Source organism: Moraxella canis (assembly GCF_002014965.1).
Taxonomy (GTDB): Bacteria; Pseudomonadota; Gammaproteobacteria; order Pseudomonadales; family Moraxellaceae; genus Moraxella; species Moraxella canis.
Map to the genome: position 1 here is coordinate 23,459 of NZ_MUXT01000010.1, position 26,348 is coordinate 49,806.

Below are 26,348 nucleotides of genomic sequence, written 5' to 3' on the forward strand. Positions count from 1 at the left end.
TTTAATAGACATCAAGTGATTCATCAAAAGTCTTTGATGAAATTTAAATTAATTTATAAATTAAGAGTTTAAGTATGATTGATGCAGACGGGTTTCGTCCAAATGTCGGCATCATCTTGGTAAATGCACACGGGCAACTTTTGTGGGCAAAGCGTATCGGACATGACAGTTGGCAATTTCCGCAAGGGGGAATTAGCCGCGGCGAAACACCGCTGGATGCGATGTATCGCGAGCTGTATGAAGAAGTGGGGCTACATCCTGAGCACGTCAAAGTGCTCGCAGTGACCCGCGATTGGCTGCGCTATCGCTTGCCCAAACGCTATGTGCGCGCAGGGCAAGAGCCTTTGTGCATTGGACAAAAGCAAAAATGGTTTTTGTTATATCTTGATGAAGCCAACACCAAACACATCCGTTTTGATGTGGGTGTTCCAGAATTTGATGATTGGCAGTGGGTGAGTTATTGGTTTCCTTTGACGGGGGTTGTGCCCTTTAAGCGCAATGTTTATCAAAGGGCGCTGCTTGAACTGATTGACGCCGTGCCTAGACAAAAGCCTTTGGCAACGAAAACATGATGAGCCATCAAAAACCATCACCACATTGGTGATGGTTTTTGTTTTGAGGGCGATTTGGGTTTTGTGATTAGCATACTTAGGTAAAATTTGCTAAAATACTCTCCTTTTGCCACCATCTGTCTTAGTTTTCATGCGCCTAAAATCTTTAAAACTGGCAGGATTTAAATCCTTTGCCAATCCCACAACATTTACCTTTCGACATGATATTACCGCCATCGTAGGACCCAATGGCTGCGGCAAATCCAATGTCATCGATGCGATTCGTTGGGTACTTGGTGAGACTTCCGCCAAGCAGCTGCGCGGCGGTGCGATGAGTGATGTGATTTTTGCAGGCGTGGAAGGGCGTGCCGCTAAAAGCTTGGCAAGTGTTGAGCTGATTTTTGAGCATACTCAAGACGAAACGCACGGCATTCGCCATGAGCTCAATCTGTATCAAGAGCTGTCACTGCGCCGTCAAGTCACCAAAGAAGGGAAGTCTGATTATTTTATCAACGGTCAGAGAGTGCGCCGCCGTGATGTGGTAGATGTGTTTTTGGGGACAGGGCTTGGCGCGCGCAGTTACGCGGTGATTGAGCAAGGCATGATTGGGCGCATCGTTGAGTCAAGCCCCATGCAGCTTCGAGAATTTATCGAAGAAGGGGCAGGCGTGTCTCGCTATCAGGTACGCCGAGCTGATACCGAAAAAAAACTCAGCGAAACCCAAGACAACCTAAAACGGCTCTCAGATTTACAAGGCGAGCTCAAAAAGCAGCATAAAACGCTGATCCGTCAAGCGGAGTCTGCCAAGCAGTACCAAGCCTTAACTGATGAATTAACAGTGCTACAAAAAGACGATCTGATCAGGCGTTTATTTGAAGCGTGGCGCCATCATGAACAAAAAAAGGGTGAGCAGGGCAAATCAAGTGAGACGCTTGCCAAGCTAGAAGCCGAAGCCAATCAAGTGCGCCGCGAGCTTGATGTGCTGTCTGCACGCGTCGCTGAGGCGCAGTGGCTCAAAGATGAAGCCAAAGATAACTATCACAATGCGCAGATGGCAGAGCAGACCGCACAGCATAATTTTTATACAGTTAATAGCCAAATGGCTCAAAATGATGAAAAAATCGCCCGCCTAAATGCGCAGCACCATGACGCTTTGACCAATATCGATCATGCACAAGATGAGCTGTTACAAATCAATCAATCCTTAGATCTCATCTTGCCTGAAACAGAGGCGATGACACATGATCTCACCAATGCCAAGCAAGCCCAAAGCGAGGCGCAGATGGCTTGGCAGTCGCGCCGAGATGAGCTTAATGGCTTAATACAAGAAAAAAATCATCTTGAAAATCTCAAGAAATTGGCGCAGTCTCAGCATCAGCGCTTGGAGGCAGGATTGACCAAGTGGCAGGCTCGATATGACGAGCTTATCGCCGCCAAAAACCGCTTCAGTGATACCACCGAGGCGCAAAAGCAGCTGTCTGCCGATACCCTAAAAGCCGCAGCGCTGAGACAAAAGCTTGAACATCTTAATGATGATGAAGCCCTAAAATCAGTCGTAGAAGAGCTAAGAGTAGCGGTTCAAACATCTCAAGCTCATGTGCAAAGCCAAGAAAAACGCCATGCCAGCTTGATGGGTGAATATGAAATTTTGCACAAACTGACGCACACCAAAGTGCAGTCTAATAAAATCACGATGTCGCCTGATGCGGATGCGCTCACAACCTTGAATGCGCTACCAAGCCTAAAAGAAAGTTTAGCGCTGACAGGGGCAGGTTTGGCGCATGCAGACATTTTGGATCAGTTTTTGGGATTTTGGCTCAGTGCGCGTCTGAGCGATGATCTGCCAACGGCTTTTTTGGATCATGCGATGGATGATAATGATCATGTCATCTTAAAGTCAGGCAAAAAAAGCGATGCAGGCATTGTCTCTTCATCAATCCATGCCAATGAGGTGATCTCCCAATTACCCACATCAATACAACAGCAGCTGGTGCGCTTTGATCGGCTGTTTAGTGCGCCCACGCTGGAGTTATTTGGGCGCTGCTATTTATATGTGGGTGATGAGCCGCTCACAGATCTACAGACAGGTGCGCTGCTTGGTGTGATGATTGTCACCAAGGCTGGTTGGCTGGTGGGCAGTTTTGGTATGATGCACCTTTCAAAACTTGGCGATACCAGCAGTCAGTTCTTGAGTGATCGAAAAAAGCATCTTGAGCGACTAGAAGTGTTAGAAGATGAGCTAAATACGCTTGAAGACTCGCTTGAAAAAGATCAAAAGCAGCTCAAACAAGCAATGACAAGGCTTCAAAGCAGTAAAATTGAGCTTGAAGAAATCATTGCCCAAAAACACGCCACCACTCAGCAGCTGCACCAATTAGAACAAAGCGTGACAATGCTAACCGCCAAGCTTGATTCTGAAAAATCGCGCCGCGAGAGTATTGGCAATCAGCTCAAGCAGCTTGATGATGAAAATGACAGTATTAAAAATGAGCTGCAAGAGCTTAAGGCAGAGATCGACACCTGCGAACTTAGCTTGAGCGAGCTTGAGCCTAAATTTGAGCAGGCAAATCAAGCCATGACAATACAGACGACGCGCATCGAAGAGGCTGCTGCCAAGCTTAAAGCCCAAAATGACTCGTATCAGGCTTTACAAATCAAGCTTGGCACGCTCACGCAAGCCAAAACCCATGCCGAGCGCCTGCTTGAGATGGCAAAACACAGCGCATCACAAACCCAAGCAGACATTGAAACCACCAAAAGCACACAGCTGGCATTGAGCCAAAAGCTGCCGGCGCTTGAAGAGGCGTTTAAAGCTGCCAAAGCGGTGAGTCATGAGCTTAAGATCGCCAGTGATGAATATGAATCGGCAGCCAAAGCACAGCAAATTGCCCAAAGCAAATTACAAGAAACGCTGACCGAGGCGCACACCAAATTTGCCACCGCTCAAGCAGCTTTGGCGCAGATCAGCGCGGACGCAGCGGTCGGTGAAAGCCGCGTTCAAGATATTGGTGATGAGCTGATGCGTTTGGATGAATCGTTTAATTTGTCATCCAAATTGGCAGATTTTCGAGCAAATCCCAATCAAATTTTTACCGATAACTTGGAAAAACAAAATCAAATCAAGACCAAAATTACCGAGCTTGGCGCGGTGAATTTGGCAGCAGCGGCTGAGCTTGCCGAGCTTGAGGCGCGCGTCTCGCCCATGGATGAGCAAATCAACGACATCACCCAAAGCATGAAAAAGCTTCAAGATGCCATCCGCGCGATTGACGAAAAAACCAAAACGCTGTTTTTGACAGCGCTTGAGTCGGTAAATAAAGAGCTAAATGCACTATTTTCAAAAGTCTTTGGCGGCGGTCAAGCAAGCTTAACCTTGATGGCAGATGATAGCCTGTCCAAGGCGGATAAATGGCGAGCGGGACTGGTGCTGATGGCACAGCCCAAGGGTAAGAAAAATTCAAGGCTTGCCGTGCTGTCGGGCGGCGAGAAGACCTTGACGGCATTGAGCTTGATTTTTGCCATTTTTAAGCAGCACCCTGCGCCTTTTTGTGTGCTTGATGAAGTCGATGCGCCGCTTGATGATGCCAATGTCGCAAGATTCACCAGCTTGATCGAAGAGCTTGCCGATGAGGTTCAATTCATCTTTATCAGTCATAATAAGCTTGCCATGCAGATCGCTGATGAATTAAAAGGCATCACCATGCCGACTGCCGGCATCTCAAGCTTGGTGACGGTGGATTTACAAGAAGCCGAAAAATATTTAGAACCAAATTACTAAATAAAAACTGTCAATTGGCTAATATTTACTTGGATTTAGTGATAAAAATTTGGTATAATAATGCGTCCATTTTTATCAATGGGCAATGATTCATTTTAACTTAAACTACACACACGAAATTCGCTGAAATATCGGGGTGTCCATTGGTTTGAATAATTCGTCATCGTGGCGAATGCGTGCCAATGGATTCGGTATTTTGATTTCGTGGAGGCGTAACCCAACCTTTTAGGATTTTTTTATGTCAGATAAAAACCCAACTCAAATCTCAATGCGCGACTTGCTAGAAGCAGGTGCTCACTTCGGTCACCAAACTCGTTTTTGGAATCCAAAAATGAGCCAGTACATCTTTGGTGCTCGTAATCGCATTCATATCATCAACCTTGAGCATACTGTTAAGCAGTTCAACGAAGCACTAACTTTCGTGAACAAGCAAGCAGCAGCTCGCAATAAGATTTTGTTTGTTGGTACTAAGCGTGCAGCAAGCGCGGTGATCCGCGAGCAAGCACAGCGTGCAGGCATGCCTTATGTTGACCATCGTTGGTTGGGCGGTATGCTAACAAACTGGAAAACCCTTCGCCAGTCAATCACTCGTCTAAAAGAGCTAGAAAAGCAAGCTGAAGATGGCACATTTGCAAAGTTGACCAAGCGTGAAGCGCTTGAGCGTACTCGTCAAATGGAAAAACTAGAGCGTGCTTTGGGCGGTATCAAAGAGATGGGCGGTTTGCCTGATGCGTTGTTTGTTGTCGACGTTGATCACGAAGCGATCGCTATCAAAGAAGCCAAAAACCTTGGTATTCCTGTGATCGGTATCGTAGATACTAACTCAAACCCAGATAATGTTGACTATGTGATTGCAGCGAACGACGACGCGATCCGCGCTGTCAATTTGTATGTGACTGCAATGGCAGATGCCATCATCGCGGGTAAAGAGTATGCGAAGACTCAAGGCGCCGCTGATGCTACTGATGCTGATAAGCAAGCGAACCGCGAAAACGCGACTGCACCTGTAGAAGACAAAATTGACCAAGCTGGTCAAGTTGTAAATAACTACTAATTTAGTAAACTCGGTATGGCAGGGTCATGCCGAGTTTATCCCAAATTTTTGTTCAATTAAAACTTAAGGTAATTGACATGACTCAAGTTTCTGCAAAGCTAGTAAAAGAGCTGCGTGACCGTACTGGTCTTGGCATGATGGAGTGCAAAAAAGCACTTGAAGAAGCAGGCGGCGATATCGAACTTGCGATTGATAATCTGCGCAAATCAGGTCAAGCTAAAGCTGCCAAAAAAGCAGGTAACATCGCTGCTGATGGCGCGATCATCATTGCTCAAGGCGAAGGCAAAGCATTGCTACTAGAAGTAAACTGCCAAACTGACTTCGTTGCCAAAGATGATAACTTCACTGCATTTGCCAATAAAGTTGCTGAGCTTGCACTTCAAAATAACACCACAGATGTGGCAGCCATTGCTGAGCTACCTTATGGTGACGGTTCATCAGTTGAAGAAGCGCGTGTTGCATTGGTTCAAAAAATCGGTGAGAACATCCAAGTTCGCCGTGCTGAAGTGATCGAAGGCGCTAACCTAGCTGCTTATCGCCACGGTCTACGCATTGGTGTTGTGGTTTCTTATGAAGGCGGTTCTGAAGAAGTGGGTAAAGCGGTTGCCATGCAAGTGGCGGCGTTCAATCCATTGGCTGTGAACGAAGCTGATGTGCCTGCAGATATCCTAGCCCGCGAAAAAGACATCATCGAAGCCAAAGCCAAAGAATCTGGCAAGCCAGAAGCGGTCGTTGAGAAGATGATCACTGGCGGTCTACAAAAGTATCTGAACGAAGTGACTTTGGTGAATCAGCCTTATGTCATGGACAACGATAAAAAAGTTGGCGACGTTCTAAAATCAGAAAACGCCACTGTGGTTAGCTTCAAGCGCCTAGAAGTTGGCGAAGGTATCGAGAAAAAGCAAGAAGACTTCGCTGCTGAAGTTGCTGCTGCTCAAGCTGCTGCCAAAGCTTAATTTTAAGCTGTTCATAAAAACCCAATATGGCTTGCCTATTGGGTTTTTATTTTGTCTGAAATTATCCGCCGTTAATTGTAAAAATCGATCATACAGAGTAAAATAGTTTAACTTATTGCCTTTTATAAGATTGAGGAATCTTTATGTCATTTCATCCTGAGCAGTTCATTGAAGTTGCCTTAAAAAACCAAGTTTTGCGCTTTGGTGAGTTTACCCTAAAGTCAGGGCGCAAAAGTCCCTACTTTTTTAATGCAGGTTTACTGTCGACAGGTGAATTATTAAGTGTGCTTGCAGAAGGTTATGCAGATGCCCTTGCCAAACATGCCAATCAAGATGATCTGGTTATCTTTGGCGCCGCTTATAAAGGCATTCCTTTTGTGGCGGCGACCGCTCAAGCGCTGTGGCGTGAGCACCAAATCAATGCTGAGTGGGGCTATAATCGTAAAGAAGCCAAAGATCATGGCGAAGGTGGCATGCTCGTGGGTGCTGATTTAAAAGGTAAATCTGTCTGGGTGATCGATGATGTCATGACTGCAGGCACCGCCATGCGTGAAGTGATCGCCTTGCTGGATAAAGCCGGCGCAAGCGTTGCGGGTATCATTGTTGCGCTTGATCGTAAAGAAAAAGGTCAAGGTGATCAATCAGCCATTCAAGAGCTTGCCGAAAGCCTGCAAGTGCCAGTGCTTGCTTTGGTGACGATGGATGATATTGTTGAGTATGTCGCCAAACACGGATCTCAAGAAGAGCTGTCTCAAATGCAGGCTTATCGTGCCGAGTATGGTGTCAGCTAAACCCTGATGCAATCAAACTTGGCTAATATGAATAGCATAAATAATTAAAATATCGGGATGATGAGATGAAAAAGCTTCGATTTTTGATCGTGATGGACGACATCGCCACAGTGAATTATAAAAAAGACACCACGCTTGCGATGATGTGGGCGGCAGATGAGCGTGGGCATGAGCTGTATTATTGTCAGATTCATGATCTGTGGCTTAGTCAAGGCATGCTGAATGTGGACGCTCAGCCGTTACAAGTTTTTAAAAATCCTGAAAATTTTTATGAGCTTGGTGAAACATCAATCCATCCTGTCACGGATTTTGATGTGATTTTGATGCGTAAAGATCCACCATTTGATATGAAGTTTTTGTATGCGCTGCATCTGCTGGATTATGCCAAACGGGCAGGTGTTTGGGTGGTCAATGATCCTTTGTCTGTTAAAGATTGTAATGAAAAACTGTTTGCCACGCAGTTTAGCGAACTGATGTCACCGACCATCGTCACCAATAAGCAAGCGCATATTCGCGCTTTTATCGCTAAACATCAAGATGTGATTGTCAAGCCCTTAGATGGTATGGGCGGTATGGGCATTTTTCGCTTGACGGCGGACAGCCCTAATATCGGCGCCACCCTTGAGATGCTGACACAGATGGGTGAGTTACCCATCATGGCACAAAAATACATCCCTGCCATTGTCGAAGGGGATAAGCGTGTGCTGATCGTAGGCGGCAAGCCTGTCGAATATTGCTTGGCGCGCATTCCTTCCCAAGGCGAAACACGGGGGAACTTAGCGGCAGGCGGTAGGGGTGTGGCAATGCCGCTGACGGAGCGTGAACGCCAATTGGCTAATGCAGTGGCGCCAACTTTATTGGAAAAAGGCTTGTATTTTGTCGGACTGGATGTCATTGGTGGTTATATTACCGAGATTAATGTTACCAGCCCAACCTGTGTGCGTGAGATTGATGATCAATGCGGCACGCAGATTGCCGTTGATTTTATTGAATTTATTGAAACGAATCTCAAACATCATACAACGCCAAGCGCTGAATGATAATTTTTGATGTTATTAGCAGTGAATGCGCAAAACTTGCTTGACAAAATGTCGCAAAAAACTACTTGAGTTCGTGTAAAAAGTCATCCAAAATAACTGCCTTTATCGCTGTGGATGATTGATTGGATAATTTTATGTCAAAAAAATTAAATGTGCTGATGATGGCGGCTGGTACTGGCGGTCATGTTTTTCCTGCATTGGCGGTGGCAGATGAGCTTGCGCGGCGTGGAGCGACCATTCACTGGCTAGGCACACCAAATGGCATGGAAAATGACTTGGTGGCAAAACACGGCTATCAGATGCATCAAATTGAGATGCAAGGGCTGCGCGGTAAAGGGTTGATGCGTATGCTAAAGCTGCCCTTCATGCTGTTAAAATCTGTCATGGCAGCACGCAATATTATCCAGACGCATCAAATAGATGCTGTGGTTGGATTTGGTGGCTATGTTACTGCGCCAGGCGGCTTGGCAGCTAAGCTGTGCAAAATCCCACTCATCATTCATGAACAAAACGCCATTGCCGGCATGAGTAATAAAAATCTAGCGCGTCATGCCGATAAAGTACTACAAGCTTTTGATGGCGCGTTTGATAGCGACGGCAAAAAAGTGTTGACTGTGGGCAATCCAGTGCGCCAATCTATCGCGAATATTGCGCCACCACAAGAGCGTTATTTGAATGACGATTCACCACTCAAAGTGTTGGTGGTGGGTGGATCATTGGGCGCGATGGCAATCAATCAAGCAGTTGTTGAAATGCTAAAACTTGTCAATCGTCCGCTTTCGCTGCAGCATCAATGTGGTAAAGATAACCACAATCAAATGCTGGTGGCGTACTCTCAAGCAGGCATTGATAATACCAAACATGTCATAGAGCTCAAGCCATTTATCGAGGATATGGCAGCGGCTTATGCTTGGGCGGATGTGATTGTTTGCCGTGCTGGCGCTTTGACGGTGACGGAGATTCAAAATGCGGGCGTTGCTGCGATTTTTGTGCCGCTGCCGCATGCTGTGGATGACCATCAAACTGCCAACGCCCGCGTTTTGGTGGATGCTGGCGCCGCAATCTTAATGCCCCAGTCTGCATTGACTGGTCAATTACTCGCCATAACACTTGATGAGCTGGATCGCAAACACTGTCAGCACATGGCTGGCATCGCACGCAGTCAAGCAAAAGATCGAGTTGATGTCATCGTGGCTGATGTGATTGAGCAGTCAGTTAATTAATTTTTTACTACCTTTTTGAGGATAATTTTTAAATGCCAACCAAAACAACGCTCCCAAAACGCTTAATAGAAATTCCAGAAATGCGACGAATTCAAAATATTCATTTTGTTGGTATTGGCGGCGCTGGTATGTGTGGTATTGCTGAGGTATTAGCCAACCAAGGCTATGCAGTGACTGGCTCAGACATTAAGGCAAACGCAGTCACTGAGCGCCTAGAAAGCTTGGATGTGACGGTGTATATCGGTCACGATGCCAGTAATATCAAAATGGCAGATGTGGTGGTGGTCTCATCAGCCATTGATAAAAAAAATCCTGAGGTTCAAGCAGCCTTACAAGCCCGCTTACCTGTCGTTCGACGCGCAGACATGTTAGGCGAGCTCATGCGCTATCGTCATAGTATCGCTGTGGCAGGCGCGCATGGCAAGACCACCACAACCAGTATGCTGACCATGATGCTCACCGAAGCTGGCTTTGATCCAACCTATGTGATTGGCGGCAAATTGAATGCATCAGGAACGAATGCGTCTTTGGGTAAGAGTCGTTATCTGGTAGCAGAAGCTGATGAATCCGATGCGTCATTTTTATCATTGCGCCCGATGGCAGCGATTGTGACAAATATTGATGAAGATCACATGGATACCTACGAAGGCAGTTTTGATAAATTAAAGCAAGCTTATATACAGTTTTTACATAATATGCCTTTTTATGGTTTGGCGGTCGTTTGTGGCGATGACAAAGAGCTGTACGGCATGATTGATGAAATTGCCCGTCCTGTGCTGACTTTCGGCTTAAAAGGACATAATGATGTGCAGGCGATCGACTTGGTGGCTGATGGCACCAAGACACATTTTACGGTTTTAAGAAAAGATCACGAGCCCTTACGCCTGACACTTAATGTCCCTGGTGAGCATAATGTTTATAATGCTTTGGCGGCAATCACATTGGCAACTGATGAAGGTGTGGATGATGAAGCCATTATGCAGGCTTTGTCAAAATTTGCTGGGGTAGGTCGTCGATTTGAACATCAAGCAACGGTACAGATTGATGATGGTGATGTGCTTTTGATTGATGATTATGGGCATCATCCGACAGAGGTAGCCGCAACGATCAAAGCCGCCCGTCAAAGCTATCCTGAGCGCCGTTTGGTGCTGATGTTTCAGCCGCATCGCTATAGCCGAACGCGTGATTGTTTTGATGAGTTTGTGGAAGTGTTGTCAGGTGTTGATGAACTGTTATTATTGGATGTCTATGCTGCTGGCGAGGCGCCAATTGTTGGCGCTGATACCAAATCATTGGCGCGCAGTATTCGACTTCGCGGTGAAGTAGAGCCTACTTTGGTTGATAAAGATAATTTGGCACCTGTCATGCAGCGGATCTTGCAGGCGGGAGATGTGCTCATCACCCAAGGTGCGGGCAATGTGGGACAAATTTGCTTGGATCTGCGTGATAACCAGCTGTATTTGAATAATAAAGTTTAAGACCAAAATTGTTTGAATCATTAATAAAGAGAAAATACATGAGTACCCAAACTATTGATCAAATTCGCTTTGGTAAAGTGGCTGTTGTTTGTGGCGGAACAAGTACAGAGCGTGAAGTATCGCTCAATAGCGGTAAAGCAGTACTGCAAGCGCTCCTGTCAAAAGGTGTTGATGCGCATCATTTCGATCCTAAGCAGACCGATATCATGGCACTGCGCCAATATGATCGGGTATTTAATGTGCTGCATGGCACATTTGGCGAAGATGGCAGTCTTCAGGGCGTGCTTGACGGTTTTAATATTCCTTACACAGGTTGTGGCGTGCTTGCTTCTGCCATCGCCATGGATAAATTTCGCTGTCGTCTGATTTGGCAGGCGCTTGATTTGCCAAATGTTCCTTATGTGGTTTTGGATGATGAGACCGATTTTGATGATGTGGAACAAAAGCTGGGATTGCCATTATTTGTCAAGCCTGCCGCAGAAGGGTCAAGCGTGGGCGTCATGATGATCGAACATCCAGGCGAGCTTGCCAAGGCGTATCCTGAGCTTAAGCAATATCACGGCGCCATTCTGGCGGAGAAGGCTTTGACTGGCGGTGAATATGCGTGCGCGCTGCTTGGCGGTGAGGCTTTGCCTAGCATTCGCATTATCCCTAAAGGCAAGTTTTATGACTATGAAGCCAAATACTTGCGTGATGATACCATCTATCAATGTCCATCAGATTTGACTGAGCAGCAAGAAAAGCAGATGCATCAAATTGCCAAAGATGCGTTTTCAGCCATTGGCGGTGAGGGTTGGGCGCGTGTGGATTTCTTAAAAGATACAGAAGGTAAGCTGTATTTGTTGGAGCTAAATACTGTCCCGGGCATGACCGATCATAGCCTTGTACCGATGGCAGCGCGTGCTCGCGGCATGGCATTTGATGAATTATGCCTACAGATTCTCAGCGAAACTTTGGCATAGCTGCCCATTCTGCCACATCCCATCAGATATCCGATACCATGGCTAAGCTGATTGACGAGTTTGCTAGCCATGGTATTGTGTTGTCTGTCCAAAAAAAGCAAGTGAAACTTATTAACTTTCGCATGACTCAAGCGACACTGAAGGTCAGTGCGCCCAAGCATGTTTGCGATCAAATACTGACAGACGCCATTCGCGCTAAGATAGATTGGGCGATACGCTGTCATCGCACATTGATGATGAAGCAGTCGCACTATGAGACACTTTGGGGCGAGTACTTGGATGTGGCAGAATGGCTAACAATTCATCATAAAGAGTTGCCCACTCATACCTTGAAGCGCCTAAAACAATTATCCAAACAGGCGCTGATCACATGGATTTATCAAGATGAAATCCGCCGACGCATGCCCAGTTTGCTCGCCAAATGGCAGCCTAAAGTGGGTAAACAAGCCTCTGCCATCCGCCTAAGAAAGATGTCCAGTCGTTGGGGGAGCTGCAATACTTTATCTGCAAAAATCACCCTAAACACCCATCTTGCGTCTTATCCTTTGGGATGTTTGGAGTATGTGCTTGTTCACGAGCTTTGTCATCTGCATCATGCCAATCACAGCGCCGATTTTTGGAGAAGTGTCGAAAATGCCATGCCAGATTATCAATATTGGCATGGCTTATTAAAAAAATCCAAACGATGAATTACGCTTCGTTTTCTGCCGTCGCAAGCGCTTGACCAAAAATTTCGCTCAGTAGGCGCACATCATTGACGCGCGCATAATTGAGACGAGTAATGAAAGCCAATCGGCGATGCGGACCTGGCTCAGCCAAAGGGACGGCATGGACTGCTTTGGTGTCTTTGATCTGTTCTAGCGCCATCTTGGGCACCAAGGTTGTTCCCATGCCTGCCAAGCTCATTTGAATCAATGTGTTTAAACTGGCATCAGAAAAACTTGACTGGATCTCACTTTTACTCAGCGCACAGACAGACAGCACTTGATCGGTCAAGCAGTGACCTTCACCGAGCAGTAATAAATTGGTCTTGGATAAATCGTCGCTGTTAATTTTACCGCTGTGGATGTGTTCGTCATCTTCAGGTAAAATTGCAAAAAAATCTTCCGCCCAAAACTCAAACGCATGCAAGCCATCAAGCGGATAAGGCAGGGCGATGATCGCTGTATCAATATGTCCATAGCGCACCTGATCGATGAGCCGCTCGGTCTGTTTTTCGACCACTGACAGCTCAAAATGTGGATGTAGCTGCTTAAGAGATGGTAGGACTTTTGGTAATAAATAAGGGGCGATCGTCGGAATGATGCCGATGGTCATCGGATAGGCAAGTGGGACTTGGTGACTGTGCGCGCGTGTCATCAAGTCATTGATCTCACTAGAAATTCTTTGGGCTCGCTCTAGCAATTCTTCGCCAATGGGGGTGATGAGCACTTGCTTATTATTTCGCTCAAAAATCTGTGTATCAAGCTGCTTTTCTAGTTCGGCGATACCCAAACTTAAGGCTGATTGGGAAATGTTACATTCTTCAGCCGCGCGCTTAAAATGACGATGTTTGGCAACTGCAAGCGCAAATTCTAATTGGCGTAGTGTGATCATGTCAGTCCTTAAAAACGTAATTTTATCATCACTTAATGACAGTCCTATTGTACCTAAGTTTGATAAAATAAAACAATATCTTTGGAAGTTTTAACTGTAGAAAACCTATGATTTTGTTGTATTATAATTAAGACACTACAGCAGCGCAGACGCGATAGGATCGCAATTTTTGCTTGCAGTTATGGTGTATAATCCAATAAATCAACCAAAGAAAGGTGAATATTATGGCAGCAATTATTAACCAAACCATTCCAGAATTTTCAACTCAAGCATATGTTAATGGTGAGTTTAAAACCATCACGTCTGACGATGTGAAGGGCAATTGGGCGATTTTCATGTTTTATCCACATGACTTTACTTTCGTTTGCCCAACTGAGCTTGAAGACATGGCAGCACATTACGATGAGCTAAAAGGCTTGGGCGTTGAAGTGTACGCTGTATCTACTGATACGCATTTTGTACACAAAGCATGGCATGACGCTTCACCTGCGATCAGCAAAGTACAATATCCAATGCTTGGTGATGGCACTGGTAAGATCACTCGCGGCTTCAATGTGATGATCGAAGAAGACAACGCAGCACTACGCGGTACTTTCTTGGTAGACCCAGATGGCGTGATCAAAGTTGCTGAAATCCATGACCTAGGTATTGGTCGCAGCGCCAAAGATATGGTTCGTAAAGTTAAAGCAGCTCAATATGTACGCGACAACGATGGCGAAGTTTGCCCAGCAGCTTGGGAAGCTGGTCAAGAGACACTGAAGCCAAGCCTAGACCTAGTTGGTAAAATCTAAGATCTGCTGCCATATTGAGTAATTCAATAGCATCAGATAAATAATCCCCAAGGCATCAAGCTTTGGGGATTTTTATTCATTCGATTTTGCAATTTTAAAAATTTATCAATAAAAAATCAGCCACTGAATGGCTGATTTTTTGAGATTTAAGGCTTTAGGGTGATTGATTAACCACGCTCAGCTGATACTTTATCCAAGTAGGCTTTTAGTTCGTCTTTTAGATGAAGTTTTTTGTGCTTCATTTCATCAATTTCGCCAACACGGCTGGCTGAAGCCACAGGATCTTTTTCAAGATTATCAATTTGCGTATCTAGATCATTGTGCTCATCAAATAGCTTCAAAAAGTGCTTATCACCTTCGGCTTTTAGTTGTGTCATAAGTTCACGATATTCTGGTAGCATGGTGTTCTCCTTGAGATGCGTGGACCGATTTTAGTATCAGTGCCAAGTTGTAATCTTAAGATTATATTATCAAGATTGACGCTGATTATCAAGTTAAATACAGTGCATTTTGATGATTTAATGTTAGTAATGACAATGTTTGAAATTCCTAATTTTTTGAATGCGATTCAATGAGTTATAATAACAATATGAGCTGTTCAAACAGCGATAATTTCATAACACGATAGGGGGAAATATGTTAGATCAAGGTTTATTAGACGCCGTCAAATCATACAGCGCCAATATGACGCGCCCAATTCAGCTGGTGATCGGCGCGGGCGAACATGATAAGCGTGCCGAATTGGTTGATTTTTTGAGTAAAATTGCAGGCACAACTGACAAAATCCAATTTGACGCTTCGGCGGTGGACAGTGACTTATCACCAATGAGCTTTAAAATCACCACAGAAAATCGCGAAACAGGCATTGTGTTTAGCGGTATTCCAGGGGGACACGAATTTACTTCATTGATTTTGGCCATCTTGCAGGCAGGCGGGCATACATTAAAGCTGGATGAAGATATTCAGCAGCTGGTTAAGCGTATTCAAGAGCCGCTTAAATTCCAGACTTTTGTTTCATTGTCATGCCATAACTGCCCAGATGTGGTTCAAGCGCTCAATCAGTTCGCGATTTTGAACGATCATATCGAAAATGAAATGATTGATGGTGGCGTATTTCCTGAATTGGTAGCCGAAAAGAAAATTCAGGGCGTGCCAGCAGTCTTTTTAAACGGTAAGCCATTTGCTAATGGTAAAGTGGATACCGCCAAGATCATCGAAAAGCTGCAAGAGCAGTACCCAGATCTGTTGTCAGCAGGTGATGAGCCGCAGCTTGAGACCCAAGATGTCACTGTCATCGGCGGTGGACCAGCGGGCGCAGCGGCAGCGATTTATACCGCTCGTAAGGGCTTGCGTGTTGCGATGGTGGCGGATCGCATCGGTGGTCAAGTCAAAGACACTCAAGATATCGAAAACTTAATCTCCATTCCTTTGACCAATGGTAATACGCTTGCCGCCAATTTGGCAGCGCATATCAAAGAGTATAATATCACCGTCAAAGAGCATGTCAGCGTAACTAAGTTAGAAGAAGTCGAAGGTGGTTATCAAGTCACCCTAAGCACTGGTGCAACTTGGATTTCTCGCACTTTGATTTTGGCGACGGGAGCCAAATGGCGTAAGCTTGGCGTCAAAGGTGAAGATGAAAATATCGGTAATGGCGTGGCGTACTGTCCGCACTGTGATGGTCCTTTCTTTAAGGGTAAGGATATTGCTGTCGTCGGCGGTGGTAATTCGGGTATCGAAGCCGCCTTAGACTTGGCGGGTATTGTCAAGCATGTGACGGTGCTTGAGTTTGGTGATGCGCTGCGCGCCGATCAGGTATTGATCGACAAAGCCGAAGCGCGCGACAACATTACGATCATTAAATCGGCAGCAACGACCGAGATCACCACCGATGGTAATAAAGTCAATGCTTTGGTTTATCAAGATCGTACCAGTGGTGAAAATCAAACTTTGCCATTATCCGCGGTATTTGTTCAAATTGGTTTGGTGCCAAATTCAGAGATTGCCAAAGCGTTGGTCGCAACCACGGCTCAAGGTGAGATCGAGATTGACGCTAAGTGCCGTACAAATAAGCCAGGTATTTTTGCATGTGGCGATGTGACGACAGTGCCTTATAAGCAAATCAATATCGCAATGGGCGAAGGCTCTAAGGCCGGCTTATCAGCCTTTGAATATTTGATGATGAACGGTTAATAACGCCAATTACCCCAAATTACGCGCTACAAAAATAGCGCGTAATTTTTATGTCACAGGCTTGGTCACTGCCGCCTGATGGTGTATGATGGTGGCATGATATCAGGGGGCGATCATGCAGTATTTTTATTGGCTTTTGGCGTTTTTTGTGGGTGCAGGCGCAGCCATACAGGCAGCCATCAATTCACGATTGGCAGCTGGTCTAGGCGATCAGCCTGTCATTGCAGCATTTATCTCGTTTTTGATTGGGACGATATTTTTGGGCGTGATCATGATCAGCCAAAGCAATTTAACACTTGCCTGGGCTGGTCTGCCGGAGCAGCCTTGGTGGCGCTGGCTGGGTGGCTTGATTGGTGCGGCATTTGTTTTTTCTACCGTCCTGCTTGCACCTAAGATCGGCTTGGTCAATATGGTGTTTTTGATCATATTAGGTCAACTGTCAGCGGGTATGGCGATCGATGCTTATGGGCTGATCCAAATGCCCACCCGCCCCTTATCTTGGCAAAAATATATCGGCATTTTGGTGATGCTTTTAGGTTTGCTGATTTTTATGTTTGGTGATAAATTAAGTAGTATGATGAAATAATTGGCGCGTATCAGCGCGTGTGATACAATATAAAAAATATGGGAGAAAATCATGAAGTTAACTTGGCAAGACACTTTAGATATCGCCATTGCATTGGCTGAAAAATATCCTGATGAGGATGTACAATATATCCGTTTCACCGATTTGCACCGCTATGTGTGTGAGCTTGAAGACTTTGATGATGATCCCAACAAGTCTAATGAGCGAATTTTAGAAGCCATTCAGATGGCGTGGCTTGATGAGCTATAAACACAAACCCAAGTACTTGCTTGGGTTTTTTATTGCGCTTAATCAGTCATGAATCGCTTGAAGTGATGCCAGATGCTCGGCGTATCACCACGCCAATGTGATCGCCAATCTCATGGCTGCTGTGATTGACAGCCATTGAGGTTTGCATCAGTAGCATCTGACCTTGGACAGAGCGCAGGGTGTATAGCCAATAGCCGCCGCGAAAGTCTTTATCAATGACTGTGACAGCGATGGCGTTGGGGTCTTGGCTAGGCTTCACATCATGAGGGCGGATCAAGGCTTTGGTGGCGTGAGCAGACAGCGGAATAGGAATGAAGCCGATTGGGCTATCAAATCCATCATCTGTCATAGTGAGCACGTCAACAATCACACCTTCGCCAATAAAGCGCGCCACCGATTCATTGGCAGGGTGCTGATACAGGGCATTTGGTGTATCCCATTGCTGCAGTTTGCCTTGGGTAATCAGCCCAACCACATCTGCCATCGCAAAGGCTTCGGCTTGATCATGTGTCACCAAGATGGCAGAGACATTTTGGGAGGTGAGCAGGCGGCGCACTTCTTTGGACAGACTGGTTCTTAGTTCAACATCTAGATTTGAAAACGGTTCATCAAGTAAAATCAAGCTCGGACGCGGTGCAAGCGCACGTACCAACGCCACACGCTGCTGCTGACCGCCTGACAATTCATGAGGGTAGTAATTGGCATACTCGCTCATACCAATCAGTTCAAGCATTTCTTCCACGCGCTTAGACTTGGCGGTTTTGTCCATTTTAGACAGCCCAAAGGCGATATTATCTTTCACAGTCAGATGCGGAAATAGGGCATAGTCTTGAAATACCATGCCGATTTGCCGCTCATGCGCAGGGATATGAATTTGGCTGTCATGCAGCGTTTGATCTTGAATGCGGATGCTGCCACTGTCAGGCGTCTCAAATCCTGCAATACAGCGTAGTAGCGTCGTTTTACCGCAGCCAGACGCGCCTAGCAGGCAGGCGATCTGTCCTGATTGTAGATCAAAGCTGATATCGGTCAAAATGGGTCTTTGATCAAAACTGATGGAGAGGTTTTTAATACTTAGCATGAGTGTCTCGATGATAGGAAAATAAAGGCTACTTTTGGTCCATCTTAGCAAATAATATGACAGGAATCAGTCCAGCCAAAATGATCGCCAGTGCTGGTAAAGAGGCTTTGTCATACAAGCCTTCACTAGTGAAAGAAAAAATCCGCACCGACAGCGTATCCCAATTAAAAGGACGCATCATCAGTGTGATCGGCATCTCTTTCATGGTATCCACAAAGACCATCAGCATGGTCACGCCCAGCGTACTTTTGATCAGCGGCAAATAAACGCGGCGCACTGTGCCAAAAGGCGTCGACCCCAAAGAGGCAGCCGCTTCGATGTGCGTCGTGCGAATGCGTTTCATGCCTGCATCGACCGACTGTACGCCGAGCGCCAAAAAGCGAATCAATAGCGCAATGAGCATGGCAAAGATCGTCCCCTTAAAGATCGCATCAGTATCTGAAAATGCAGCTATGTTTGCAATCAGCCAATTATCAAGCCACGCCACAGGCACAAAGACACCGACCGCCAAGACAGTACCAGGAATGGCATAGCCCAAAGTGGATATTTTGGTGGCGGCTAAAGCATAACGGCTTTTGTCTGAGCGAGCGGCGATGACAATAAATAACGCGGTCGCTGCAACGACCAAGGCGGTCATCAGACTGATACTCACCGAATGCCAAATCTGTATCATAAGCTCAGTGAGTACGACTTCTTGCCAGCTTGTGATCGCCCATGCGGTCAACTGAATGAGCGGAACGATGAAAGCTAAGCATAAGATTAGGCTGCAGTATAAGGTGGCAAGCCATTTTTTATATCCTATCAAGGTTATGGTGCGGTGGTGGCTGGCGCGCCCTGTCACCTCAAAGCGGCGGCGTCCTCGGCTGATTTGCTCAAGCAATAAAAACACAAACACCAAGCCAATCAATAAACTGGCAAGCTGCTTGGCAGTATCAATAGAATAAAACCCAAACCAAGCCTGATAAATGGCTGTCGTAAAAGTATCATACCCAAAGACACTCACCGCCCCAAAGTCCGCCAAAACTTCCATGAGCGCCAAAATCGTACCGCCTGCAATCCAAGGTCTTGCCATAGGAAGCGCGAGTTTTACAAATGCTTGTGTTGAAGAAAGACCCAATGACGCCCCCGCCTCAAGCGCACGATTACCCATACTGCCAAAGGCATTTTTTGCTAATAAATACACATAAGGGTACAAAGTCAGGCTCATCACCACGGTTAAGCCAAAACCATTTCGAACATCGGGCAGCCCCTGCTCAAGACCCCAAGCCTGCCTCAAATAAGTGCTAATCATCCCGGTATAATCAAAAATGCCCAACTGCACAAAGGCAAGCACATATGCCGGCACCGCTAAGGGCAGCATCATCGCCCAAGCAAAAAATCGCTTCAAGGGAAAATCGGTCATGGCAGTCAGCCAAGCAGTCGTTGTGCCGATGACGGTCACCCCAACCCCAACGCCAAGCACAAGAAAAAGTGTGTTTTTTAGCAATAATGGCAGTTCGTATTCTAATAAAAATTGCCAAATCTCAGCATCAAAGCTATGTAAAGCAAACACAATGACCGCCAACGGCACCAATACCAATAAGGCACAAAGACCAAGCCATAGGCGGGATAAAACAGAAGATGAGTTCATGAGATCAAAAGTGAGATAAATCAAAGAGTTATCAGATATCTACTAAAAATTTAGCGATAATGATAATTCTTCTTGTTTCTATTTGCAAAATATTCTATTATAATAGCACAAATGTGGCAGGTTTATTTACAAAACTTGCAAATTGACGCAATTTTTCTGCGATAAAGTCAGCTTATGGCAGATGATTTGTGGATTTGATTTGTTTATAAAAGGATGAGTTATGAAAAAGCTATTGATCGCATCACTGGCAATGGCAGCAGCAGCGCCAGCATTTGCCAACGAAATCGTTGTCTATTCAGCGCGCGCTGATGAGCTATTAAAGCCGATTGCAGAAGCGTATCAAAAGAAAACTGGCACCAAGGTCACTGTCGTCAGCGATAAAGCCGGTCCTTTGATGGAAAAATTAAAAGCTGAGGGTAAAAATACTCAAGCGGATGTTTTGATTACCGTGGATGGCGGCAACTTATGGCAAGCCACCCAAGCCGGCGTATTGCGTCCGATCAACTCTTCGATCTTAAGAAATAATATCCCATCGCACCTGCGTGACCCAAAAAATCATTGGTTTGGCTTATCTGTGCGTGCACGCACGATTTTTTATAACCCAAATAAAGTCAATCCTAGCCAACTATCAACCTATGCTGATTTGGCAGACCCAAAATGGAAAGGCAAGCTTTGCTTGCGTACTTCAAACAATGTTTACAACCAATCATTGGTTGCGACCATGATCGCCAATCAAGGTCAAGTAGCGACAGAAAAAGCGGTCAAAGGCTGGGTAGCAAATTTGGCGACGGCACCATTTTCAAATGATACAGCGCTGCTAGAAGCGATCAATGCAGGTCGCTGTGATGTGGGTATCGCCAATACTTATTATTATGGACGACTACTAAACTCTAAACCTGCGGTGGCAAATAATGTCAAAGTATTTTTTGCTGATCAAAAAGGCAAAGGGACTCACGTCAATGTCTCGGGTGCTGGTGTGGTGAAGCACTCAGATAATCCAGTCGAAGCCCAAAAATTCATTGAATGGATGTCAAGCACCGAAGCTCAGCGCCTGTATGCTGATCGAAACTTTGAGTATCCAGCCAGCCCACGTGTAACCGCGGCACCCTCGGTAGCGCGCTGGGGTACATTTAAGCAAGATTTCATCAATGTCTCAGTGGCGGGTCAAAACCAACAAAAAGCCATCATGCTGATGAAGCGCGCCGGTTATAAATAATCTGTTTATGTTTAGATAATTAAAAAGCACTTTGATCGATCAAAGTGCTTTTTAATTGAGTAATAAATTTTTAGGTTATTTAATTAAACTGACTAAAATTTCTTCATAAATTTGGGTGAGTTTTTCTAAGTCATCAATATTAACATGTTCATCCACTTGATGAATGGTGGCATTGAGTACGCCTAACTCAACCACCTGCGCGCCCATGATCGGTGCAATAAACCGCCCATCTGAAGTACCGCCTGAAGTCGATAGCTTAGCGTCGGTGCCAGTGACAGTTTTGATGGCATTGACGCACGCCGAGACAAACTCGCCTTTTTCAGTCAAAAAAGGCACGCCTGAAAGCGTCCATTCGATCTCATAAGTTGCTTTGCTATCTTGAAAATGCTGATCAAAAATGGCATGAGTTTTTGCCATGAGACTCTCGGCAGTATTTTCGGTGCAATATCGAAAATTAAACAGCACTTCACAAGTACCGCCGATGACGTTGGTTGCGCCTGTGCCGGAGTGAATATTGGAGATTTGCAAAGAGGTTTTGGGGAAATAATCATTGCCGTCATCCCAATGCGTCTCAATCAGCTCGCTCAGTGCAGCTGACACCGCATGAATGGGATTGACCGCCAGATGTGGATAGGCGATATGACCCTGCTTGCCTGTGACGGTCAGTTTGGCATTCAAAGAGCCGCGCCGACCATTTTTGATGACATCGCCTAGACTTTGCGTGCTAGATGGCTCGCCCACCAAACAAAAATCCATTTTTTGCCCACGCGCTTTTAAGGTTTCGGCAACTTTGATAGTGCCATTGATGGCAGGACCTTCTTCATCAGCGGTGATGAGCAGGGCGATGCTGCCTGAATGATCAGGATAGCGCTTGATAAAGTTTTCGGCAGCGACAACAAAACTTGCCACGCCCGTTTTCATATCCGATGCGCCGCGCCCATAAAGCTTACCTTCGTGAATGGTGGCAGAAAAAGGGGGGAATCTCCAACGAGACTCATCCCCTGTGGGTACAACATCGGTATGACCCGCAAAACATAGCACCGGCGCTTTTGGATCTTTGCCATGTTTGATCGCCCAAAGATTTTTGATTTGGGCATTTTTGCCAGTATCATGCGCATCGCCAAAGTGCATAAACTCGCACTCAAAGCCAATGTCAGATAAGCGTTTGGCAAGGATATTTTGACAATTTTTATCATCAGGTGTGATGGAAGGCTCGCGAATTAAATCAATAGATAGCGCAAGTGTCGGAGTGTGCATGGATGTCTCCAAAATAATGAATTGATGATTAATAGTTTGTTCAATAATATGTTGTTAAAATTTTCATCTAAAAAAATCGGATTATTCTTCCACCCATTTTACAAGTGTATCGTTTTCCATCACAAATGGCTGTGCCGTCGGCTGATTATAATGTGTGGCGTATTTGGTCAGTAGATAAGTATAAGCATCGTGTTTTGAGGTAAATTTAATGGCTTGATATGGGTCTTGGAACGATAATTTTTCAATAAATAAATAGCCATCGTCAGCAGGAACAAGCACGCCGACATGACCGATAAACAGATACTCGCCATCTTGATCATCATGAAAAACTACCGACAGCATGGTTGCTTGATCGTTAAACTCAATGCCTTTAAAATGTGATTTCATGTGCTCGGCATGGATTTTGGCATCTTTGGTGGCTTGAGTTTTGACGCGTCCATATAAACGGTTGTATTTTGGCAAGTCTGTATCATCAATCAAGGTGTCCACCTCAATCGCATCATGATCAGGAAAAAGCATTTGCGCGTCTGATTTTGCGGGGTCTTTTGAGATATGGATGGTGTCTTTTAGTAAGGCAAAAGTATTAATTCGGCAATTTGTACCAATAAAGTCACCTTTGGCGTCCGCCCACAGAGTGTCCATGGCTAGTGTATCATAATCAGGCTGTTTGGCACTAAATCCGTCTGTTAGGCTGACCTTTTGGATCGTTTGATTATAATCTTTGATCCAAGACATGACCAAATCTACCTGATCGTGCGATAAATGCTGACCAAGCGCTGATCTCACCTGAGCTTCGCTGGCATCATCGGCAATATTTGAGATAAGCATCGTGTCTTGGGTGGGTGTGCTGACTTTTGGGTTTTGGTCGGTCGGCGCACTAGACTCAGCAGGCGGTTTGGCAGGCGCGCAGGCGACCATGAGAGCGCAAATTGTCATCAGTACAAACGGTGTGTTTTTCATAAATATTCTCAATGATAATTCATAAAATCTGATCGTCTTTTCTCATCCATGTGGCGATCGAAAAGCGGCGGCGATTGGTGATATTTACTTGATGTCTAAGGTTGCTGTCAAATATCACTAAGCGATTGGCTTTGGGGGTGAGGATTTGCTGCTGAGATTGTTTATCGATGACCAAAATCTCTCCGCCATCGGTGTCAGACCAATCGTCATTTAAATAAAATACCGCTGAAATAACACGCTCATCGCGACCTTTGGGATTATCGACATGCCACTGATAGCCAAAACCTGCAGGATAGCAAGCATAATGCGCCTCGCTGCGGCGAATCCCTGCATATAACGTTTGATTAAAATATTCAGCCAGTGACATGATACTGCCCAAATAATCCATGCCGATGGGGCAGTCTTCATCAATCCAGCGGATATCATCGCCACGAATGCTTTGTAGTCTCTCGCCTTGGGTCAGGGTCGCTGCTTTATATTCAATAAAACCACTTTCTTTTTGAAGCAATAAAACATCTTGGTGGTCAAATACCTCATCCAATACCAAAACGCCTGTTTCCAAAAAAGCATCCAACCGATCATCGATCAGTCCTGACCAATCAACACAAAACCCTTTTTTTGACATGCCCAAAGCATCCACCATCATCACATTTATGATTATTGCCGTATAAAAGCCGCTGTCATACTCAGGACTGCTGACCAAGCCTTTGATAAATATGCATAGCGCAATATACCTATTTATGATACCATAAATAATTAACCATCTAATAATTTTCACTTATGAACTATAAACACGCCTATCATGCGGGTAACTTTGCTGATGTTGCCAAGCATATTTTACTTTTGCAGTTATTAAGCCAATTTAGCGCCAAAGCCAAGCCATTTTATGTGCTTGATGCCTACGGCGGTCGCGGCTTGTATTCATTGGCAAGTACCGAAACCCAAAAAACCCAAGAAGCACAGCGAGGCGTTATCGCGCTTGAGCAAGCTGTTAGGGCAGGCTTGGACGGATTGCCAAAAGCCGTCAGCCAATATTTATCAGACTTAGCATTTGCCCGTCAAAAATATGATCAGCATGTTTACCCTGGCTCACCTTGGTGGATCGCGCATCATGGTGAATATCACTCCGAGGATGCACCGCTTCGCGCGGAAGCTTTTGAGGCGATCGCTGATGAATATGATGCGCTTAATTATCAGCTTTATCAGTTGCCGATCGGTATTCATCATCGTGATGCGTTTGAGGGTGTGCCTGCTGTCATTCCTCCCAAAGAAAAGCGTGGCATTATTTTATTAGATCCTCCCTTTGAACAAGAGCATAAGGATTTTAGCCGCTTGGTAGATTTGTTGGTGGCAAGCCATAAAAAGTTTGGTACTGGCACATTTGTACTGTGGTATCCGATCAAAAATATCGATGCAGTCGAGCTATTTTATAAAAAAATGAAGCGTACTGGCATCAAAAAACAACTGGTGTGTGAGCTAAATTTATATCCAAACGATATCGCGGTAGGATTAAATGGCACGGGTTTACTGGTCATCAATCCACCATGGCAATTTGCCGATCATGCCCAAGAGATCATTGAATTTTTGGCGCCGATCTTAAAGCCTCAAGACGCCCCTCAAATGTCTCTGGGTGAGATGGCAGTTGTCAAATGGTTGGTTTCAGAATGATGGTGATCATAAAACCCATCAACTCTGTGAAACAACTTTGGATGTCTAATAACTAAAAGGGCGATTATGTCAGAAATTCAAAAGCCTGAAACGCATACCGTATCAAATGAGCCTGAACATGATGGCATCACCTTTGAGGTGATTGAGCCTGAACATTCAGGCGGCAAGCGCACCATGACATCTGGGGTTTATTTGGTGCCAAACCTCATCACGACACTGTCATTGTTTTCAGGATTTTATTCCATTCTTTTAAGTACTAGCGGAGACTACCATCGTGCCGGTTTAGCGATTTTCGTTTCTGCTTTCTTAGATGGCATGGATGGACGAGCCGCACGTCTGCTTAACGCCCAAAGCCCCTTTGGTGAACAATATGACTCATTGGCAGATTGCATTGCATTTGGTCTGGCGCCAGCAATTTTAATCTATAGTTTTGCTTTGGAGCCGCTGGGTCGATTTGGTATGGCGTGTGCATTTGTGTATGCAGCTTGTGCAGCATTTCGCTTGGCGCGATTTAATGTCCAAATTGATGTTGTCGATAAAAAATACTTTATTGGATTGGCAAGCCCATTGGCAGCGCTTTTGGTTGCCTGCTCGGTATTGGTCGCCTTAAAATATACCGCCCCAATCACAGATACGGCGACAGCCTTGACTTGGTTTTTTGCTTTATGGGTCATTGCCTGTGGCATATTGATGGTCAGTAATATCAAATATTACTCCTTTAAAGAATTTGACAAGCGTAAAGTGCCTTTTGTGGTGCTATTATTGGCGGTATTGGTCTTTGGTATTGTGCTTTATGACATTCCTGTGGGCTTGCTTGCAATTGGCGTAGCCTATGCATTATCAGGGTTTGTGACCACACTGCGTAAAAAATTCTAAAAATTTTCAAAATTTTTGAAAAAAGTGCTTGACGCTAAGAAAATTTAGCGTATAATAGCCCTCATTGATTGCAGCGATGACTTATTAATTAAAAAATCATCATGCAAAACAACCAAACAAAAAGCTTGACTTCAAAACATCCCATGTTATAATGGTCAGCTCAGGTTAATCAGACGATGATTAACACACTATTTAAAATCCAAACTAAAGAACAACTTGTGTGGATTTTTGTCAATACAAGATACTTAAAAAGATAATCATTTATTGATACTGTTTACTTATCTTAAGTCAGGCAAAAATACTCAAAGTTAATTCATTAACACGATGAGCAGATATTGAAATATATATCATTTGCTAGTAAGTACGATAAATGAGCCAACATTAAAGTCCAATCAAACAGCTTTGTTTGACT

General features: G+C 45.1%; 24 protein-coding genes. 17 read left to right on the forward strand and 7 right to left on the reverse strand.

What is annotated here, in order from left to right:
- The first annotated feature begins 74 nt into the window (after positions 1-74).
- The 10 genes from B0180_RS09250 to B0180_RS09295 all read left to right on the forward strand — a co-directional run bounded on the left by B0180_RS09250 (position 75) and on the right by B0180_RS09295 (position 12,522).
- Complete coding sequence (locus B0180_RS09250) at positions 75-572, forward strand: RNA pyrophosphohydrolase (protein WP_049237851.1); 498 nt, start codon at positions 75-77, stop codon at positions 570-572.
- Positions 573-702: 130 nt separating this feature from the next.
- A complete protein-coding gene (gene smc / locus B0180_RS09255; RefSeq protein ID WP_078256655.1) occupies positions 703-4,329 on the forward strand; it encodes a chromosome segregation protein SMC in 3,627 nt (1,208 codons plus the stop codon).
- A 238-nt stretch (positions 4,330-4,567) separates the two neighbouring features.
- Positions 4,568-5,383 carry a 30S ribosomal protein S2 gene (rpsB, locus tag B0180_RS09260; protein WP_049237853.1) on the forward strand — a complete coding sequence of 272 codons (816 nt, stop codon included), beginning with the start codon at positions 4,568-4,570 and terminating at the stop codon, positions 5,381-5,383.
- Between the two features lie 77 nt (positions 5,384-5,460).
- A complete protein-coding gene (gene tsf, locus B0180_RS09265; RefSeq protein ID WP_049237855.1) occupies positions 5,461-6,339 on the forward strand; it encodes a translation elongation factor Ts in 879 nt (292 codons plus the stop codon).
- A gap of 143 nt (positions 6,340-6,482) precedes the next feature.
- A complete protein-coding gene (gene pyrE, locus B0180_RS09270) occupies positions 6,483-7,130 on the forward strand; it encodes an orotate phosphoribosyltransferase (protein ID WP_078256656.1) in 648 nt (215 codons plus the stop codon).
- A gap of 65 nt (positions 7,131-7,195) precedes the next feature.
- The gene (gshB, locus tag B0180_RS09275) at positions 7,196-8,170 is read left to right on the forward strand and encodes a glutathione synthase (RefSeq protein WP_078256657.1); all 975 of its coding nucleotides are present in this window, start codon (positions 7,196-7,198) and stop codon (positions 8,168-8,170) included.
- Between the two features lie 134 nt (positions 8,171-8,304).
- The gene (murG, locus tag B0180_RS09280) at positions 8,305-9,393 is read left to right on the forward strand and encodes an undecaprenyldiphospho-muramoylpentapeptide beta-N-acetylglucosaminyltransferase (protein WP_078256658.1); all 1,089 of its coding nucleotides are present in this window, start codon (positions 8,305-8,307) and stop codon (positions 9,391-9,393) included.
- 32 nt (positions 9,394-9,425) lie between these two features.
- Positions 9,426-10,871: a UDP-N-acetylmuramate--L-alanine ligase gene (gene murC / locus B0180_RS09285; RefSeq protein ID WP_078256659.1), complete on the forward strand. Its 1,446-nt coding sequence runs from the start codon at positions 9,426-9,428 to the stop codon at positions 10,869-10,871.
- 38 nt (positions 10,872-10,909) lie between these two features.
- Positions 10,910-11,833 (forward strand): D-alanine--D-alanine ligase, encoded by a 924-nt coding sequence (locus tag B0180_RS09290; RefSeq protein WP_078256660.1) that lies wholly within the window; start codon positions 10,910-10,912, stop codon positions 11,831-11,833.
- Entirely contained in the window at positions 11,800-12,522 is a 723-nt protein-coding gene (locus B0180_RS09295) for a M48 family metallopeptidase (RefSeq protein WP_233424964.1), read from the forward strand. The genes B0180_RS09290 and B0180_RS09295 overlap by 34 nt, the downstream gene beginning before the upstream one ends.
- A gap of 1 nt (position 12,523) precedes the next feature.
- Here B0180_RS09295 and B0180_RS09300 read toward each other — a convergent pair whose 3' ends face one another.
- Entirely contained in the window at positions 12,524-13,429 is a 906-nt protein-coding gene (locus tag B0180_RS09300) for a hydrogen peroxide-inducible genes activator (protein WP_064618527.1), read from the reverse strand.
- Positions 13,430-13,653: 224 nt separating this feature from the next.
- On the opposite strand from B0180_RS09300, the gene ahpC reads away from it, so the two are divergent.
- On the forward strand, positions 13,654-14,220 hold the full coding sequence (gene ahpC, locus B0180_RS09305) for an alkyl hydroperoxide reductase subunit C (protein WP_049237867.1): 567 nt from the start codon (positions 13,654-13,656) through the stop codon (positions 14,218-14,220).
- A 167-nt stretch (positions 14,221-14,387) separates the two neighbouring features.
- On the opposite strand, the gene B0180_RS09310 is transcribed toward ahpC, so the two are convergent.
- Positions 14,388-14,621 (reverse strand): HP1242/YdcH family protein, encoded by a 234-nt coding sequence (locus B0180_RS09310; protein WP_078256662.1) that lies wholly within the window; start codon positions 14,619-14,621, stop codon positions 14,388-14,390.
- 235 nt (positions 14,622-14,856) lie between these two features.
- Here B0180_RS09310 and ahpF point away from each other — a divergent pair, with 235 nt between their 5' ends.
- The 3 genes from ahpF (at position 14,857) to iscX (ending at position 17,248) form a co-directional block, all read left to right on the forward strand.
- Complete coding sequence (gene ahpF, locus B0180_RS09315) at positions 14,857-16,413, forward strand: alkyl hydroperoxide reductase subunit F (RefSeq protein WP_078256663.1); 1,557 nt, start codon at positions 14,857-14,859, stop codon at positions 16,411-16,413.
- Between the two features lie 115 nt (positions 16,414-16,528).
- The gene (locus B0180_RS09320) at positions 16,529-16,999 is read left to right on the forward strand and encodes a DMT family transporter (RefSeq protein ID WP_064609986.1); all 471 of its coding nucleotides are present in this window, start codon (positions 16,529-16,531) and stop codon (positions 16,997-16,999) included.
- Positions 17,000-17,050: 51 nt separating this feature from the next.
- Positions 17,051-17,248, forward strand: a complete 198-nt coding sequence (gene iscX, locus B0180_RS09325; RefSeq protein WP_049237875.1) for a Fe-S cluster assembly protein IscX — start codon at positions 17,051-17,053, stop codon at positions 17,246-17,248.
- Positions 17,249-17,294: 46 nt separating this feature from the next.
- Here iscX and B0180_RS09330 read toward each other — a convergent pair whose 3' ends face one another.
- Positions 17,295-18,329, reverse strand: coding sequence for an ABC transporter ATP-binding protein (locus B0180_RS09330; RefSeq protein WP_078256664.1), 1,035 nt, complete (start codon positions 18,327-18,329; stop codon positions 17,295-17,297).
- A gap of 28 nt (positions 18,330-18,357) precedes the next feature.
- Positions 18,358-19,959: an ABC transporter permease gene (locus tag B0180_RS09335; protein WP_078256665.1), complete on the reverse strand. Its 1,602-nt coding sequence runs from the start codon at positions 19,957-19,959 to the stop codon at positions 18,358-18,360.
- Positions 19,960-20,179: 220 nt separating this feature from the next.
- Between B0180_RS09335 and B0180_RS09340 the strand changes: the two genes are divergently transcribed.
- Positions 20,180-21,175 carry a Fe(3+) ABC transporter substrate-binding protein gene (locus B0180_RS09340; protein ID WP_078256666.1) on the forward strand — a complete coding sequence of 332 codons (996 nt, stop codon included), beginning with the start codon at positions 20,180-20,182 and terminating at the stop codon, positions 21,173-21,175.
- Between the two features lie 75 nt (positions 21,176-21,250).
- Here B0180_RS09340 and dapE read toward each other — a convergent pair whose 3' ends face one another.
- From dapE to B0180_RS09355, 3 genes are all read right to left on the reverse strand, one after another.
- Positions 21,251-22,432 (reverse strand): succinyl-diaminopimelate desuccinylase, encoded by a 1,182-nt coding sequence (dapE, locus tag B0180_RS09345; protein ID WP_078256667.1) that lies wholly within the window; start codon positions 22,430-22,432, stop codon positions 21,251-21,253.
- A gap of 81 nt (positions 22,433-22,513) precedes the next feature.
- Positions 22,514-23,392, reverse strand: a complete 879-nt coding sequence (locus B0180_RS09350) for a DUF4300 family protein (protein ID WP_078256668.1) — start codon at positions 23,390-23,392, stop codon at positions 22,514-22,516.
- 19 nt (positions 23,393-23,411) lie between these two features.
- A complete protein-coding gene (locus B0180_RS09355) occupies positions 23,412-24,017 on the reverse strand; it encodes a 2OG-Fe(II) oxygenase (RefSeq protein WP_143821301.1) in 606 nt (201 codons plus the stop codon).
- Positions 24,018-24,172: 155 nt separating this feature from the next.
- Here B0180_RS09355 and B0180_RS09360 point away from each other — a divergent pair, with 155 nt between their 5' ends.
- Together B0180_RS09360 and pssA are read left to right on the forward strand one after the other, a co-directional pair.
- Positions 24,173-25,060 carry a 23S rRNA (adenine(2030)-N(6))-methyltransferase RlmJ gene (locus B0180_RS09360; protein WP_078256669.1) on the forward strand — a complete coding sequence of 296 codons (888 nt, stop codon included), beginning with the start codon at positions 24,173-24,175 and terminating at the stop codon, positions 25,058-25,060.
- Between the two features lie 66 nt (positions 25,061-25,126).
- Positions 25,127-25,936 (forward strand): CDP-diacylglycerol--serine O-phosphatidyltransferase, encoded by an 810-nt coding sequence (gene pssA / locus B0180_RS09365; protein ID WP_049237884.1) that lies wholly within the window; start codon positions 25,127-25,129, stop codon positions 25,934-25,936.
- Positions 25,937-26,348: the final 412 nt, after the last annotated feature.

What these genes read in the sequence shown, in the direction of transcription:
- B0180_RS09250 (WP_049237851.1), top strand. Translation starts at nt 75, where the DNA reads ATGATTGATGCAGACGGGTTTCGTCCAAATGTCGGCATCATCTTGGTA.
- smc (WP_078256655.1), top strand. Translation starts at nt 703, where the DNA reads ATGCGCCTAAAATCTTTAAAACTGGCAGGATTTAAATCCTTTGCCAAT.
- rpsB (WP_049237853.1), top strand. Translation starts at nt 4,568, where the DNA reads ATGTCAGATAAAAACCCAACTCAAATCTCAATGCGCGACTTGCTAGAA.
- tsf (WP_049237855.1), top strand. Translation starts at nt 5,461, where the DNA reads ATGACTCAAGTTTCTGCAAAGCTAGTAAAAGAGCTGCGTGACCGTACT.
- pyrE (WP_078256656.1), top strand. Translation starts at nt 6,483, where the DNA reads ATGTCATTTCATCCTGAGCAGTTCATTGAAGTTGCCTTAAAAAACCAA.
- gshB (WP_078256657.1), top strand. Translation starts at nt 7,196, where the DNA reads ATGAAAAAGCTTCGATTTTTGATCGTGATGGACGACATCGCCACAGTG.
- murG (WP_078256658.1), top strand. Translation starts at nt 8,305, where the DNA reads ATGTCAAAAAAATTAAATGTGCTGATGATGGCGGCTGGTACTGGCGGT.
- murC (WP_078256659.1), top strand. Translation starts at nt 9,426, where the DNA reads ATGCCAACCAAAACAACGCTCCCAAAACGCTTAATAGAAATTCCAGAA.
- B0180_RS09290 (WP_078256660.1), top strand. Translation starts at nt 10,910, where the DNA reads ATGAGTACCCAAACTATTGATCAAATTCGCTTTGGTAAAGTGGCTGTT.
- B0180_RS09295 (WP_233424964.1), top strand. Translation starts at nt 11,800, where the DNA reads ATGCCTACAGATTCTCAGCGAAACTTTGGCATAGCTGCCCATTCTGCC.
- B0180_RS09300 (WP_064618527.1), bottom strand. Translation starts at nt 13,429, where the DNA reads ATGATCACACTACGCCAATTAGAATTTGCGCTTGCAGTTGCCAAACAT.
- ahpC (WP_049237867.1), top strand. Translation starts at nt 13,654, where the DNA reads ATGGCAGCAATTATTAACCAAACCATTCCAGAATTTTCAACTCAAGCA.
- B0180_RS09310 (WP_078256662.1), bottom strand. Translation starts at nt 14,621, where the DNA reads ATGCTACCAGAATATCGTGAACTTATGACACAACTAAAAGCCGAAGGT.
- ahpF (WP_078256663.1), top strand. Translation starts at nt 14,857, where the DNA reads ATGTTAGATCAAGGTTTATTAGACGCCGTCAAATCATACAGCGCCAAT.
- B0180_RS09320 (WP_064609986.1), top strand. Translation starts at nt 16,529, where the DNA reads ATGCAGTATTTTTATTGGCTTTTGGCGTTTTTTGTGGGTGCAGGCGCA.
- iscX (WP_049237875.1), top strand. Translation starts at nt 17,051, where the DNA reads ATGAAGTTAACTTGGCAAGACACTTTAGATATCGCCATTGCATTGGCT.
- B0180_RS09330 (WP_078256664.1), bottom strand. Translation starts at nt 18,329, where the DNA reads ATGCTAAGTATTAAAAACCTCTCCATCAGTTTTGATCAAAGACCCATT.
- B0180_RS09335 (WP_078256665.1), bottom strand. Translation starts at nt 19,959, where the DNA reads ATGAACTCATCTTCTGTTTTATCCCGCCTATGGCTTGGTCTTTGTGCC.
- B0180_RS09340 (WP_078256666.1), top strand. Translation starts at nt 20,180, where the DNA reads ATGAAAAAGCTATTGATCGCATCACTGGCAATGGCAGCAGCAGCGCCA.
- dapE (WP_078256667.1), bottom strand. Translation starts at nt 22,432, where the DNA reads ATGCACACTCCGACACTTGCGCTATCTATTGATTTAATTCGCGAGCCT.
- B0180_RS09350 (WP_078256668.1), bottom strand. Translation starts at nt 23,392, where the DNA reads ATGAAAAACACACCGTTTGTACTGATGACAATTTGCGCTCTCATGGTC.
- B0180_RS09355 (WP_143821301.1), bottom strand. Translation starts at nt 24,017, where the DNA reads ATGTCAAAAAAAGGGTTTTGTGTTGATTGGTCAGGACTGATCGATGAT.
- B0180_RS09360 (WP_078256669.1), top strand. Translation starts at nt 24,173, where the DNA reads ATGAACTATAAACACGCCTATCATGCGGGTAACTTTGCTGATGTTGCC.
- pssA (WP_049237884.1), top strand. Translation starts at nt 25,127, where the DNA reads ATGTCAGAAATTCAAAAGCCTGAAACGCATACCGTATCAAATGAGCCT.